Here is a 14519-nt window from a genome sequence, read left to right as displayed (position 1 = left end):
TCGCGCAGAGATCGTGGGAACCCGCTCGGCCTCGGCGGTGTACCAGAAGTGAGTACGACACGAGAGACACGAGACAGCACGACCACCGCACGAGACGACACGACCGCGAGCCGACGAGGGGGCGACGATGACCGACGAGCTGGGCGCACGACTGAAGGTGTACGAGGGGCGATCCGCCGCCGTCGCCGCCGAGGGCAAGGACCCCGTCAACGCGCCCATGATCCGGCACTGGTGCGAGGCGATGGGCGACACCAACCCCACGTACGAGGGCCCGGACGCCACAGCCCCGCCCACCATGCTCCAGGTGTGGACGATGGGCGGCCTCTCCGGTTACACGGGCGGCCGCACCCAGGCCTACGACGAGCTGCTCGCCCTGCTCGACGAGGCGGGCTACACCTCGGTCGTCGCCACCGACTGCGAGCAGGAGTACGTCCGTCCCCTGCGCCCCGGCGACGAGATCACCTTCGACTCGGTCATCGAGTCCGTCTCCGACCTCAAGTCGACCAAACTGGGCACCGGTTACTTCGTCACCACCCGCATGGACATCCGCGTCGGCCCCCACCTCGCCGGCACACACCGCTTCCGCATCCTCAAGTACGCCCCCACCCGCCGAAGGCAGCAACAGAAGCCCGCCCTGCGCCCCCGCCCCGTCGTCAACCGCGACAACGCCGGCTTCTGGGAGGGCGTCGAGCACCACCGCCTGCTCATCCAGCGCTGCACGACCTGCGACACCCTGCGTTTCCCCTGGCTGCCGGGCTGCAACAGCTGCGGCGGCCCGGACTGGACCCCGGTCGAGGCGAGCGGTGACGGCACGGTCTATTCGTACGTCGTCATGCACCACCCGCCCTTCCCGGCCTTCGACCCCCCGTACGCGGTCGCGCTGATCGAACTCGCCGAGGGCGTGCGGATGATCAGCAACGTCGTGGGGGTGCCGTACGACAAGGTCCGGATAGGCCTGCCGGTGCGGCTCGAATTCCGGTCGTACGACGACGAGTTGGTGCTGCCTGTCTTCCGCGCGCTGGAGGAGGTCGGATGACGGAAGGAGAGATGACGGAAGGAGAAGAGAGGCCCGGAGACATGAGGACTGGAGACGTGAGGGCCGGAGAAACAGGTTCCGCGGACATGAGGGCCGGCGAGAAGCTCCCGCCCCTGGAGATCCAGGTCACCCGGACCCTGATCGTCGCCGGCGCCATCGCCTCCCGTGACTACCAGGACGTGCACCACGACGCCGAGTTGGCCCGGCAGAAGGGTTCCCCGGACATCTTCATGAACATCCTGACGACGAACGGTCTGGTCGGCCGCTACATCACCGACCACTTCGGCCCGGCGGCCGAACTCCGCAAGGTGGCCATACGGCTCGGCGCGCCCAACTACCCCGGCGACACGATGGTGCTGACCGGCACGATCGAGGAGGTCGACGGCGACACGGCGACGGTCCGGGTCGTCGGGGACAACGGCATAGGCCGCCATGTCACAGGCACGGTGACCGTGACGGTGCCGACAGAGGCGCAGGTGCCGCTCCCCGCCCCGGACCAGCTTCCCGGCCCGCCCGGAGACCCCGCATGAGCGTCCGTACCCGAGACGCGCTCGGCGGGCGGGCGGCGATCGTCGGGACAGGGGCCACGGAGTTCTCCAAGGACTCGGGGCGCAGTGAGCTGCGGCTGGCGGCCGAGGCGGTGCGGGCCGCGTTGGACGACGCGGGGCTGGCACCGGGTGACGTGGACGGGATGGTGACGTTCACGATGGACACCAGCCCGGAGATCACCGTGGCGCAGGCCTGCGGGATGGGCGAGCTGTCCTTCTTCTCCCGGATCCACTACGGCGGCGGCGCGGCCTGCGCCACGGTCCAGCAGGCGGCGCTCGCGGTGGCGACGGGCGTCGCGGAGGTCGTTGTCTGCTACCGCGCGTTCAACGAGCGCTCGGGGCGGAGATTCGGCTCGGGCGTGCAGCACCGGGAGCCGTCGGCGGAGGGCGCCGCGCTCGGCTGGTCCCTGCCGTTCGGGCTGCTCACCCCGGCCTCGTGGGTGGCGATGGCGGCGCAGCGGTATCTGCACACGTACGGGCTGACCCCGGAGGCGTTCGGGCACGTGGCCGTGGTGGACCGGAAGTACGCGGCGACGAATCCGGCGGCGTACTTCCACGGCCGCCCCATCACCCTCGCCGACCACGCGGCCTCGCGGTGGATCGTCGAGCCGCTCCGGCTGCTGGACTGCTGCCAGGAGACCGACGGCGGCCAGGCGCTGGTGGTCACCTCGGTGGAGCGGGCCCGCGATCTGCCGAACCCCCCGGCGGTCATAGCGGCGGCCGCCCAGGGCGCGGGCCGGGGGCAGGAGCAGATGACCAGCTTCTACCGCGACGACCTGGCGGGGCTGCCGGAGATGGACGTGGTCGCCCGGCAGCTGTGGCGCACCAGCGGGCTCACGCCGGCCGAGATCGACGTGGCGATTCTGTACGACCACTTCACGCCGTTCGTGCTGATGCAGTTGGAGGAGTTCGGGTTCTGCGGCAAGGGGGAGGCGGCGGATTTCGTGGCGGGGGAGTCGTTGCCGATCAACACGCACGGGGGGCAGCTGGGGGAGGCGTACCTCCATGGGATGAACGGGATCGCGGAGGGGGTGCGCCAGTTGCGGGGGACGGCGGTGAACCGAATACCGGGGGCGCGAGGCGTGCTGGTCACGGCGGGCACGGGGGTGCCGACGTCGGGGCTGGTGCTGACGTCGGACGGCTGAGCGACGCCACCCGGGGACAGTCCTGCGAGGCCCTCGGGGCACTCCTCCGGGACGCTCCTGCGAGGTACTCCCCCGGGACACCCCCCAGGGGTCATCCCGCAGTACCCCTCACCCGCTAGTCCACCTTCAGGAGGTGCAGCCAGCACCACCCCTACAACCTGAGGCGGACCCGGCTTCGGGACCTGCGGCCGATCCGCCGGAGGTGCCCTCGCTCCTAGCGTGGAGCCATGACCACACTCGTCTGCACCAGCGCCTCGACCGCTGCCGAACCAGCGACGCAGACCCTCGCGTACCCGTCGTTCTCCTCGTACGTGAAGGCCCGCCAGCCGGTGCTGCTGCGTACTGCCCGGTCGCTGACCGCGAACCCGTGCGACGCGGAGGATCTGCTGCAGACCGCCCTCACCAAGACGTATGTCGCGTGGGAGCGGATCGAGGACCATCGTGCGCTCGACGGCTATGTGCGCCGGGCGCTGCTGAACACCCGTACGTCGCAGTGGCGCAAGCGCAAGGTCGACGAGTTCGTGTGTGAGGAGCTGCCCGAGCCGGAGCCCGCGCCCGGTGGGGACGACCCGGCCGAGAAGCAGGCCCTGCACGACGCGATGTGGCGGGCGATCGCGAAGCTGCCGGCCAGGCAGCGGGCGATGGTCGTCCTCAGGTACTACGAGGACCTCAGCGAGGCCCAGACGGCCGAGGTGCTCGGAGTGTCGGTGGGCACGGTGAAGTCCGCGGTGTCGCGTGCGCTCGGCAAGCTGCGGGAGGATCCTGAGCTGGGCCTCGTGCGGTGACGCACTGACCTGGAGTGGGCCCGGAGTGCCCCGCGTGATGTGATCGATCACCGGCACCTAGTGACATACCGAGCGGTATGTGCGCAGAATCGGCGCAACCGTTACCGCCGCGTAGGCAATGTCGCCCCGGGAGGATCGCCGTGCTGAGCACCATGCAGGACGTACCGCTGCTGATCTCTAGGATCCTGACGCATGGATCCACGATCCACGGCACTTCGCAGGTGACCACCTGGACCGGCGAGGCGGAACCCCACCGCCGTTCCTTCGCCGAGGTCGGCGACCGCGCGGCCCAGCTGGCGCACGCTCTGCGCGAGGACCTCGGTGTCGAGGGCGACGACCGGGTCGCGACCCTCATGTGGAACAACGCGGAGCATGTGGAGGCCTACTTCGCGATCCCGTCCATGGGCGCGGTCCTGCACACCCTCAACCTCCGCCTCCCGCCTGAGCAGTTGGCGTGGATCGTGAACCACGCGGCGGACCGGATCGTGATCGTCAACGGTTCGCTGCTGCCGCTGCTCGCCCCGCTGCTCCCGCACCTCAAGCCGGTCGAGCACGTGGTGGTGTCGGGCCCGGGCGACCGTTCGCTGCTGGACGGTGCCGCCGTGCAGGTGCACGAGTACGAGGAGCTGCTGGCCGGCAAGCCGACCTCGTACGACTGGCCGGAGCTGGACGAGCGGCAGGCCGCCGCCATGTGTTACACCTCCGGGACGACGGGCGACCCCAAGGGGGTCGTGTACTCGCACCGTTCCGTCTACCTGCACTCCATGCAGGTCAACATGGCCCAGTCGATGGGCCTGACCGATCAGGACACCTCGCTGATCGTGGTGCCGCAGTTCCATGTCAACGCCTGGGGACTGCCGCACGCCACCTTCATGACCGGCATCAACATGCTGATGCCGGACCGCTTTCTGCAGCCCGCCCCGCTCGCCGAGATGATCGCGACCGAGCACCCGACGCACGCCGCCGCCGTGCCCACCATCTGGCAGGGGCTGCTTGTCGAGCTGACCGCACGCCCGCGTGACGTCTCCTCGCTCACCCAGGTCACCATCGGCGGTTCGGCCTGTCCGCCCTCCCTCATGGAGGCCTTCGACAGCCTCGGCATGCGGGTCTGTCACGCCTGGGGCATGACGGAGACCTCCCCGCTCGGCACGATCGCCCGCCCGCCGGCCCAGGCGGTCGGTACGCCGGAGGAGTTCGCGTACCGCCTCACCCAGGGCCGTTTCCCGGCCGGCGTCGAGGCGCGGCTCTCCGGACCCGGCGGCGAGCGGCTGCCCTGGGACGGCGAGTCCGCCGGCGAGCTGGAGGTCCGCGGCAACTGGATCGCGGGCGCCTACTACAACGGCCCCGACGCCGAACCTCTGCTCCCCGCCGACAAGTTCAGCGAGGACGGCTGGCTCAAGACGGGCGACGTCGGCACGATCTCGCCCGACGGCTTCCTCACCCTCACCGACCGCGCCAAGGACGTCATCAAGTCCGGCGGCGAATGGATCTCCTCCGTCGACCTGGAGAACGCGCTGATGTCCCACCCGGCCGTCGCCGAGGCCGCCGTGGTCGCCGTCCCCGACGAGAAGTGGGGCGAGCGCCCGCTGGCCACGGTCGTTCTCAAGGAGGGCGCCACCGCCGACTTCGCGTCCCTGCGCGCCTTCCTCGCCGAGGAGGGCAAGATCGCCAAGTGGCAGCTCCCGGAGCGCTGGACGATCATCGAGTCGGTCCCGAAGACGAGCGTGGGCAAGTTCGACAAGAAGGTGCTGCGCAGGCAGTACGCCGAGGGCGGCCTGGACGTCACCAAGCTCTAGCGGCTGGCACCGGGAACAGAACGGCACGGGCCCACGTCACCGTCGTAGGACGTGGGCCTGGGTCCAACTCATAGGCCACCGGCCTCAGTTGGTGCCGATCCGTGCCAGCAGGTCCACGATCCGGCTCTGCACCTCGGTACTGGTGGAGCGTTCCGCGAGGAAGAGGACCGTCTCGCCGGAGGCGAGGCGGGGGAGGTCGGCCTGGTCGACGGCGGCGGTGTAGACGACGAGCGGGGTGCGGTTGAGCTGGCCGTTCGCACGCAGCCAGTCGACGATGCCGGCCTGCCGCCGGTGCACCTGCATCAGGTCCATCACGACCAGGTTCGGCCGCAACTGCCCCGCCAGCGTCACCGCGTCGGCGTCGCTCGCCGCCCGCGCGACCTGCATCCCGCGCCGCTCCAGCGTCGCGGTCAGCGCCAGCGCGATCTCCGCGTGCTCCTCGATGAGCAGCACGCGCGGCGGGTGCTGGTCGCTGTCGCGCGGGGCGAGCGCCTTCAGGAGTACGGCGGGATCGGCGCCGTAGGCCGCCTCGCGGGTCGCCTGTCCGAGCCCCGCCGTCACCATCACCGGCACCTCGGCGGCCACCGCCGCCTGCCGCAGCGACTGGAGCGCGGTCCGGGTGATCGGCCCGGTCAGCGGGTCCACGAACAGCGCGGCCGGGAACGCGGCGATCTGCGCGTCGACCTCCTCCCGCGAGTGCACGATGACGGGCCGGTAGCCGCGGTCGCTGAGCGCCTGCTGCGTGGTGACGTCCGGCGCGGGCCACACCAGCAGCCGCCGCGGGTTGTCCAGCGGCTCCGGCGGCAACTCGTCGTCCAGCGGCTGCGGCCGCGGCGGATCCGCGACCTCGACCGCCCCGCCGGGACCGTCCAGCGGCTCGGGGCCCTCGGCGGCGTTCTCGTCCGGTGCTCCTATGGCGTACGACCGTCCGGAGCCCTCGGTCACCTGCGCCAGCCGGGACTGCCCGGCGAGCGAGGGCTGCGGCTGCTCGGCCGACGGATGCGGACGGGCCGCCTGCTCCTGGGGCGCGGCGGTCGCATCGGTCCGCGTACCGAGCTTGCGGCGCCTGCCCCCGTTGGTGGGGTTGTTCGCCGCGGGCGCCGCCGCCGGCTGCTGCACCTGCGCGGCCTGCCGCGTGAACGGCACGCCCTGCCCCAGCGTCCGCACACTGAACGCCCGCCCCTGAGTGGAGTTCGGGTCGACCGGCATGCCACCGGCCTCGGCGGGCAACGGCTGCGAGGCCTGTGCCTGGGCCTGAGCCTGCGCCGCGGCCACTTCCGGCGGAAGCGGCGCGCCGGGTGCGGGGGTGGTGCCGGACTGCGCGGGCGGTACGGGGCCGGCGAGGCCGTTCGCCGGTACGGGACCGGCGGCGGCCTCCGCGGGAAGGGGCTGGCCGGGGGTCGCCTGAGCCGGGATCGGCGCGCCCTGCGCGGGCACCGGCTGCTGTCCGGGCGGGATCGGCTGCCCCGCCGTACCGACCGCCTGACCGGGCACGGCAGGCGCGAGCCCCGCCTGCGCCATCCCGGTCACCCCGGCGGCCTCCGCCACCGGAACTCCCTGCTCGGGCGTCCCCGCCGCCCCGCCCTGCGCCACGGCACGGCGTCGGCGACCCGTCGGCGCGCTCGTGGGGTGCGGTTGCGGCGGAGTGTGGTCCTCGGACTGGTCGTGCGGGGCGGTGTCGTGCCGACCGTTGTCGATCAGGGCGTCCCCGGCGAGGTTCTGCCCGCTCTGGCCGGGGAGTTGAGGGTGCGGATGCGCTTGCGCCGGGGCCTGCTGCTGAACCGGGACAGTCGTCGGCGGCTGAAGCTGACCCGGCATCTGTCCTGGCATCTGGCCCGGCACCTGTCCTGGCATCTGGCCCGGGACCTGGCCCTGCACGGGAACGGGCGGCTGAAGCTGACCGGGCAGCTGCTGGCCCGGCATCTGCCCCGGCAGCTGACCGGGGACCTGTCCCTGTACCGCTCCCGGAAGTTGGCCCGCCACCTGTCCTGGCACCTGGCCCGGCACCTGCCCGGCCATCGGCACCTGCTGCTGGGGCACGTTCGCGCCGCCCGCCGCGGCCGCCGCCGCGGACTCCGGTGTCCGGTCCGCGTCGGCCGGCGGCAGGGCGAAGACCGTACGAGGTCCCGCCTCCTGCGCGGCGGCGGCGCGCTCGTTCGCGGCGGCCAGGGCACGGCGACGGCGCCCGGTCGGCTCGGCGTTCTCGGCGGGAACGGGCTGGTTGGCAAGGACGGGCTGGTTGGCGAGCACCGGCTGGTTGGAGGGACCGGTGGCCGCGGGCAGGGCCGGCGGCAGGGCGTGCTGCTCGCCGCCCTCGCGCCGCGCGCGCCGCCCGGTCGCGGTTCCGCCGGCGGGCGCGGGCACGCCCTGCGGCGGCACCGTGCCGCCCAGGCCGCTGCCGACGGCCGCGGTACCCGCGCCGTGTTCGCCGGCCATGACGACGGCACCCTCGGAGACCCCGTCCCCGGAACCGTCGCCCTCGATCTGGCCTTCTACTCCTTCAGTACTCCCGTCGGCGGCCCGCCCGCGCCGTCGCCCCGTACCGCCGGAACCGTCCGCGGCGACGGGTTCCTGGGCAGGCTCCTCGGCCGCCCGGCGCCGACGCCGGCCCGTGGGCACGGCGACCTCGGCACCCGGGGTGCCGGACCCGCCGGCCTCCCCCGGAACGTCGCTCTCCAGGAAGGCGTCGACGGAGGACCGCCGCGCGCGCCGCCGCCCGCCGCCGGAGCTGGGCTCGGCCAGTTCGAGGGCCGCGGCCTGCACCTCGACGGCCCCGGCGCCACCGCCGATGGGCACTTCGAGGACGTACGCGCTGCCGCTCATACCCGGCACCTCGTGCGTCTGGAGCACCCCGCCGTGGGCCCGCACGATTCCGCGCACGATCGGCTCGTGCACCGGGTCTCCCCCGGCGTACGGCCCGCGCACCTCGATCCGTACGACCTCACCGCGCTGCGCCGCCGCGACCACGACGGTGTTGTCCATGTAACCGCCCGCCGACACGGGCGCGTTGCCGGTCGCGTCGACGCCGGCCACGTCCGCGACGAGATGCGCGAGCGCGGTGGCGAGCCGCTGCGGGTCGACCTCGGCCTCCATCGGCGGCGCATGCACGGCGAACTGCACCCGCCCGGGCCCGATCAGTTCGACGGCCCCGTCGACGCCGGCGGCGACGACCGCGTCGAGCATGACCTTCGTACGGACGACCTGCTCGGTGCCGGCGTCGAGGGCCTGGTAGCCGAGAACGTTGTCGATGAGGGTCGTGATCCGCGAATAGCCGGCGGACAGGTGGTGGAGCACCTGGTTGGCCTCGGGCCACAACTGCCCGGCGTCGTCGGCGGCGAGCGCGGCGAGATCGCGGCGCAGTTCGTCCAGCGGCCCGCGCAGCGACCGGGCCAGCAGCGTCAGCAGCTGCTCGTGCCGACCGGCGAGCGCCTCGTACCGGTCCTTCGCCCGCTCACCGAGGGCCGCGTACCGGTCGTCGCCGGCGGCGAGTTCCTCGTCGTGCTGCTCCTGGAGCTCCTCGATCTCGCGGACGTGCTTCTGGCGCAGGGCGGTCAGTTCGGAGGCGTGCTCCTCCTCGATCCGCTCCAGTTCGTCCGTGTGCCGCTTCTCGACGGCGTCCTTCTCCTCGGCGAGCGCGTCGTAGGGCCGCCGGTCGGTGAAGGTCATCACCGCGCCGACGAGCTGGTCGCCGTCGCGCACGGGCGCGGTCGTGAGGTCGACGGAGACCTCGTCCCCGGACTTCGACCACAGCACCTGCCCCCGCACCCGGTGCTTGCGCCCGGACCGCAGGGTGTCGGCGAGCGGCGACTCGTCGTACGGGAAGGGGGTGCCGTCGGCGCGCGAGTGCAGGACGAGGTCGTGCAGCGCCTTGCCGCCGAGGTCGCTGGCCCGGTACCCGAGGATCTGGGCGGCGGCGGGGTTGACGAGCACGATCCGCCCGTCGGTGTCGGTCCCCACCACACCCTCGGCCGCGGCCCGCAGGATCATCTCGGTCTGCCGCTGCGAACGCGCCAGCTCGGCCTCGGTGTCGACGGTCCCGGTCAGGTCGCGTACGACGAGCATCAGCAGCTCGTCGGAGCCGTAGCCGTAACTGTCGTAGGCCTGCTGCCCGTTCTCGAGATTCGCGCTGGTGACCTCGACGGGGAACTCGCTCCCGTCGGTCCGCCGCGCGATCATCCGTGTCGGCTTGGTCTGGCCGCGGGGATCCATGTGATCGGGCCGCCGCATGGAGCCCGGGATCAGCTTGGAGTCGAACTGCGGCAACAGATCGAGCAGCCCTCGCCCCACCAGCGCCGTTCCCGGCGCTTCAAAGGCCTCCAGCGCGATGGTGTTCGCGTTGACGACGGTCCCATTGGCGTTGACCAGCACCAACGCGTCGGGAAGCGCGTCGAGTATGGCTGCGAGGCGAGCAGCGCCTCGGGATGGCCTGCTGCTCACGAGACGCTTCCTCCCTGTTACCGCATCTTGCCGACCGCTCGGGCCATCTTGCCAACCTGCCCGCGACGTGTCACGCGAGCGAGTCTAAGGGCTGCGGTCCCGCCCGCGGCGCCGGATGAGAGGGAGGTCGCACGACGAAGTGACGCAGAAGGTGTGACGGCGCGACCCCGCCCGCGGCCTGGCCTGCACACCCCTGACCGAGCCGCGCGGAGCCGTACGCGACTGACGACTCGGCACATTTTGTGGACCCGGTGGAGCGACGGTGGAACGTCTGTGTGGAGCAGGCCCTTGGACGCCGGGGGTCATGCCCCTGGAGGCGCCTCTGCGGGCCATGCCTTCGGCGGGTTACGCCTGTCCCCGGGGCCGTAGGTCGGGCAGCAACGGCACCATCCGGTCCCACCGCCCGATCTCGCATCCGTTCCGACGGTCGTACGAGGCGTCCACGGGCCGCCCGGCCCACACCCCGGTGACATGCGCGGTGGCGGTTCCGCCGTACTGCATGGTGCACACGCTCCCGTCGGGGACGGGGGCGAAGGTGTCCCGCCCCCAGCGGGCCCCGCGATCGAGCGCGTCGCACGCGCCGGTGACGTCGGGATGGGTCCCGCCTCCGGGATGGCAGTACAGGTCGTACGTACCGTCCTTGCCGCCGCCCGCGTCGCGCACGGTGACGGTGAGGTGATCGCCGGCTTGGTCCTCGTCCCGGACGGGCGGTGGGGCGAGGGTGAGGGGACCGGCGTAGGCGGCGGGGGCGGTGAGGGTGGGGGCGAGGGAGACGGAGGCGGCGACGGCGACGAACAGGGCGGCGAGGCGGCGGGCGCGGCGGGGGGTTTGGGGTGCGTGGGGCGCCGGGGGTGCCGGGGAACGGGGTGCCTGGCCCAGCGGCGAATGGGGGGCGTCGGGGACAGGGGGTGCCGGGGAGATGTTCGGCAACGGGGAGACGTACGAGACCTGGAACATGACCTGACTAACGGCGCCTGGGTCGGGACGTTGCGCGAGGCGTCCTCTTGGCAGGGTCGTCTCGTGGGACCTCGTGGGACCTCGTGGGACCTCGCGGGGGCTTCGCGGGGCCCGCCAGGCGGAGAAGCGCTTTGCCCTGCGGCCTGCACGCCTAGTACCGTGGGAGGCGATTGGTGACACCGCGCTCGACTGTGTCATCATCTGCACGCACCACTCGCGCTCGCGCGGGCGGCTGTGCGGGAGGCGTCGCCTAGTCCGGTCTATGGCGCCGCACTGCTAATGCGGTTTGGGCCTTAAAGCCCATCGAGGGTTCAAATCCCTCCGCCTCCGCGCAAGATCACCGAAGCCCCGGTCCCAGGACCGGGGTTTCGTCGTTTCCGCAGGTCACAATGGCTGCGGCAAACGGATTTCACATGGCGGCGGCAGTCATGTAATGTTCTTCCTGTCGCCGCGAGCGGCCCGAAAGGACCAGGAACGGCACACAGGACAAGCACTCGTAGCTTAACGGATAGAGCATCTGACTACGGATCAGAAGGTTGCAGGTTCGAATCCTGCCGAGTGCACACAGGCCAAAGGCCCCGGAGTAATCCGGGGCCTTTGGCGTTTCCGGTGCGTACAGCAGCGAAGTACAGCAACGCCGACGTCAGGCGCTGATGTCAGTCGCCGATCTCAGTCTGTTCTGCCGCCACCCATCGCCGCGGACAGCTTGCCGAGTGCCGAACGCACCTGCTCCTCGCTCGCTTCCGCGTAGACCTCCATCGTCATGGCGATCTGCGAGTGCCGGAGGATGCGCTGAGCCACCTTGGGGTGGACCTTGAGTGCGACCAGGAGCGAGCTGCACGTGTGCCGGGTGTTCCGGAGCGGGATGACTCGGAGGCCGGAGCGGCGAGCGCGCAGGGCGAACATGCGGGTCAGATTCCCCGGCTCGATGGGCGTCCCGTACTTCGTCGTGAAGACCAGGCCGCGCGTGTCCTGCCAGAGTTCACCGGAAGCCTTGCGGTCGCCGGTCTGCTGAGCGCGCCGCATCCGCAGAGCCTTCAGGCAGAACTCCGGCAGGGGCAGGAAGTCGTCGGACTCCTCGGTCTTCGTCTCCCGGTGGAGGATCTGACGGCCCGCCCGCTGGATCTGGTGATCCACGTACAGCTCACTCGTCTCGAAGTCGATCGACTTCCAGGTGAGGCCCAGGACCTCACCGCGACGCAGTCCCAGACAGAGGACCAGTACCCAGGCCGCGATGAGCGGATCTTCGCGGGCCAGACCGTCGGCAAGGAAGTGGCTCGCCTCGACGACGGACCACGGCTTGATACGACGCCGACGCGGCTTGGGCACCTTCACCAAGGAGGCCACGTTCTTGTTGATCTCCTCCTCGGCCACGGCGTGGGTGAGCGCGGCGCGCAGGGCATCACGTGCCGCCTGGATCACCCGGCGGGATGGATACGCCTCGCAGCACTCTCCTACGGCACAGCAGCGCTGCCGTTCCTTGACCCGCTTGGCGTCCTTGCCCTGCGCGCAGCACTGGCAGATGCCGGCCAGCTTGGTCAGCCACTCCCGTACGTCCCGGACGGTCAGCTTGTCGAGCCGCTTCGTGCCCAGTTGCGGGGCGATGTAGAGCCGCACTGACCCCTCGTACGAGACGTACGACAGGGGCGCGAGATTCGGCTTCACGATCGACTCAAGCCAGTAGCCGAGGAACGCCTGCACTGTTCGATGCCTGGTCTGCACGGGGCCTTTGGTGGCTTCGCCATGCAGCTTGATCCACTTCTCGTGTGTGTCCTCGCGGGTCTTGCCGTAGACGTACTTCCGCTTGCGGTCGCCGTCCGGGGTTGTCACCCACACGTAGGCGGCGAAGCCGTTCTTGTACGGGTAGATGGAGCCTTCGCCGTTGGCGCGCTTTCCACTCATGCCGCCAACCCCTCGGCGTCGGACGCGCAGCGGTTCACGTACTCGTCGACCCAGGCGGGGAGGATCCGCCGGTTCCGGCCGACTTTCACGGAACGGATTTGGCCGCTCAGTACGAGCGCCTTCGTCTTCGAGAGGCCGAAGCCGAGCATCTCGGCAACCTCAGCCGTGGTGTGCCACTTGCGGTGGATGGTCGCCGTGGTCACTTGGTGGGCTCTCCTTCGGTTCCGAGGGCGGGTTCGAGGGTCTCGGCGAGCCAGGTTTCGGTGGTGGAGAGGCCGGTGCCGGCGAAGACCCAGTGGGCGAGGACGTACGTGGTGTTGGGCTGGGCTTGCGGTGGGGTGGCTTGGGCGCGGCGCCATTCGGTGCGGGCGTTGCGGAGGGCGCCGAGGGTGGTGGAGTAGCGGCGCGACTTGGTGGAGAAGTGGCCGCGGAAGCCGAGCATGTGGGCCCAGGCACGCAGGCGGAGGGGTTCGAGGTCTTTGCGGGCGCCGAGGGTCCATGCGGTGCGGATGAGGCGGCGGGCGTGGTCGCTGATGTCGAGTTGGGCGAGTTCTGCGGCGAACTTGAGCGGGCGGTCGAGAGTCCCGCCGGTCGCGGCTTCGGTGCCCTTGGTGGCGTACTTGGCGATGTACGCGGCTACCGCTCGCTCGGTCAGTTCCTGGCCGTCGTTGAAGTCGGCGGATCGGATGGTGCGGACGTCGAGTTGGCGGCCGAAGGTGAAGGAGTGCCTACGGGTCTCGATGACCGGTCCGTCGACTTGGGCCTTGGCCGTTGCGGTGCGGATGGCGGCGGTGAGCAGTTCGGCGGTGGCCCAGGGTGGGGGTGGGGTGTCGCCGCCGGTGGGGCCGTCGAGGCGGATGACCGCGTGGAAGTGGACGGCTCCGCGCTTTTGGTATTCGGCGACCTTGGCGAAGGAGAGGCGGGCGTGTTCGCGGAATCGTCGCTGGGATAGGCCTGCTCGCTTGGCGACTTCCCGGCGCAGGTAGATCGAGAAGCGGCGCCAGAGTTGGCCGGCGTGGGCGTTCCAGAGGACGGCGGATTCGTAGTCGTAGGTGGCCGGGTTGAGGGGCGTGCCGAGTGCTTCGTCGTCCTGGTCGTGATGGGTGCCGCAGCGGCAAGTGCGGCCGTTGGACGGGCGGTTGTGGACCGGGCCAAAGCTCGGTGCGGTGAAGGTGGCGAAGACGCGGGGGTGTGCGCCGACGTGTTCGGGGATGCCCTTGCCGCCGCGTAGGCCCGAGGTGATCAGGTGGAAGGTGTCGCGGCGGTAGACCTCTGCGCAGGCCGGGCACCGGGTGGTGCGGCGGTTGTTGCAGCGGACGAGGAGTTGGCCGGCGGGGAGGGACGACGAGTTGAGGTGGTGGAGGATGCCGCCGATCTCGCCCGTCGTGGTGTTGACGTCGTATTCGGTGCGGTGGCCGTCGAGGCGGATCGGGGTGGTGCAGCCGCCGAGGGTGGAGAGCTGGCGGAGGATACCGGGCAGCGTTCCTTGCGCGGCCAGGTTCGCGAGTTCGGGGAGTGGGGCCGGGTTGGGGCGGGTGAAGATGGCTTGCTCCTTCTGGCTGGCTCGGTCAGTAGGAATGGGCCCCGGGGCGGCGAAATGCTTGGGCGTGTACCGCCGCCCCGGGGGGGTCAGATGCCGTTCAGGGGCGGCGGTTGTGGTCGCGGAGCATCGAGCGCAGGACGACGGCGGCGATGGCTACCGAGATGGCCGTGACGGCGACGGCCGCCAGGAGCGCGGTGACGACGACTCCGCCGACGAGCACGACCGCGACCGTGTTCTTGTCGATCGAGACCGACGGGAGCGAGCGCGGTATCGGTGCCGGGTTGGTCGGGACGTGGGTGTGCGCGGGCGGCGGGGTCGGGTTGTCGGGGTACTTGGGCAGGAACACAGCGAACCCTTTCTCATCTACTCG

11 protein-coding genes and 2 tRNA genes are annotated in these 14519 nt (G+C 71.2%); 7 read left to right on the top strand and 6 right to left on the bottom strand.

Translation table 11 applies throughout. From position 1 onward, the window contains the following. The first annotated feature begins 127 nt into the window (after positions 1–127). From ACIP6U_RS21280 to ACIP6U_RS21260, 5 genes are all read left to right on the top strand, one after another. Complete coding sequence (locus ACIP6U_RS21280) at positions 128–1036, top strand: bifunctional MaoC family dehydratase N-terminal/OB-fold nucleic acid binding domain-containing protein (RefSeq protein ID WP_401719946.1); 909 nt, start codon at positions 128–130, stop codon at positions 1034–1036. A gap of 86 nt (positions 1037–1122) precedes the next feature. After that, positions 1123–1566, top strand: coding sequence for a MaoC family dehydratase (locus ACIP6U_RS21275; protein ID WP_401719943.1), 444 nt, complete (start codon positions 1123–1125; stop codon positions 1564–1566). Continuing rightward, positions 1563–2729 (top strand): lipid-transfer protein, encoded by a 1167-nt coding sequence (locus ACIP6U_RS21270; protein WP_401719941.1) that lies wholly within the window; start codon positions 1563–1565, stop codon positions 2727–2729. The genes ACIP6U_RS21275 and ACIP6U_RS21270 overlap by 4 nt, the downstream gene beginning before the upstream one ends. A 227-nt stretch (positions 2730–2956) precedes the next feature. Then, positions 2957–3514 (top strand): SigE family RNA polymerase sigma factor, encoded by a 558-nt coding sequence (locus tag ACIP6U_RS21265; protein WP_123999064.1) that lies wholly within the window; start codon positions 2957–2959, stop codon positions 3512–3514. A gap of 140 nt (positions 3515–3654) precedes the next feature. Next, positions 3655–5310, top strand: a complete 1656-nt coding sequence (locus ACIP6U_RS21260; protein ID WP_401719938.1) for a long-chain fatty acid--CoA ligase — start codon at positions 3655–3657, stop codon at positions 5308–5310. An 84-nt stretch (positions 5311–5394) separates the two neighbouring features. On the opposite strand, the gene ACIP6U_RS21255 is transcribed toward ACIP6U_RS21260, so the two are convergent. Continuing rightward, entirely contained in the window at positions 5395–9747 is a 4353-nt protein-coding gene (locus ACIP6U_RS21255; RefSeq protein WP_401719935.1) for a PAS domain-containing protein, read from the bottom strand. A gap of 345 nt (positions 9748–10092) precedes the next feature. Further along, complete coding sequence (locus ACIP6U_RS21250; protein ID WP_401720580.1) at positions 10093–10545, bottom strand: SSI family serine proteinase inhibitor; 453 nt, start codon at positions 10543–10545, stop codon at positions 10093–10095. Positions 10546–10943: 398 nt separating this feature from the next. On the opposite strand from ACIP6U_RS21250, the gene ACIP6U_RS21245 reads away from it, so the two are divergent. Together ACIP6U_RS21245 and ACIP6U_RS21240 are read left to right on the top strand one after the other, a co-directional pair. Next, positions 10944–11034, top strand: a tRNA-Ser gene (locus ACIP6U_RS21245). Between the two features lie 160 nt (positions 11035–11194). After that, positions 11195–11267: transfer RNA gene (locus ACIP6U_RS21240), tRNA-Arg, on the top strand. A 106-nt stretch (positions 11268–11373) separates the two neighbouring features. Here ACIP6U_RS21240 and xerC read toward each other — a convergent pair. The 4 genes from xerC to ACIP6U_RS21220 all read right to left on the bottom strand — a co-directional run bounded on the left by xerC (position 11374) and on the right by ACIP6U_RS21220 (position 14495). After that, positions 11374–12606: a tyrosine recombinase XerC gene (xerC, locus tag ACIP6U_RS21235; protein ID WP_401719932.1), complete on the bottom strand. Its 1233-nt coding sequence runs from the start codon at positions 12604–12606 to the stop codon at positions 11374–11376. Next, a complete protein-coding gene (locus ACIP6U_RS21230) occupies positions 12603–12809 on the bottom strand; it encodes a helix-turn-helix domain-containing protein (protein ID WP_401719929.1) in 207 nt (68 codons plus the stop codon). Before ACIP6U_RS21230 ends, xerC begins: the two co-directional genes overlap by 4 nt. Next, positions 12806–14104 (bottom strand): replication initiator, encoded by a 1299-nt coding sequence (locus ACIP6U_RS21225; protein WP_401720578.1) that lies wholly within the window; start codon positions 14102–14104, stop codon positions 12806–12808. Before ACIP6U_RS21225 ends, ACIP6U_RS21230 begins: the two co-directional genes overlap by 4 nt. A gap of 142 nt (positions 14105–14246) precedes the next feature. Then, the gene (locus tag ACIP6U_RS21220) at positions 14247–14495 is read right to left on the bottom strand and encodes a SpdD protein (protein ID WP_401719926.1); all 249 of its coding nucleotides are present in this window, start codon (positions 14493–14495) and stop codon (positions 14247–14249) included. Positions 14496–14519 lie beyond the last annotated feature (24 nt).

The organism is Streptomyces sp. NPDC088794, assembly GCF_044750545.1.
Taxonomy (GTDB): domain Bacteria; phylum Actinomycetota; class Actinomycetes; order Streptomycetales; family Streptomycetaceae; genus Streptomyces.
This window is presented reverse-complemented; position numbering and strand designations above follow the sequence as displayed.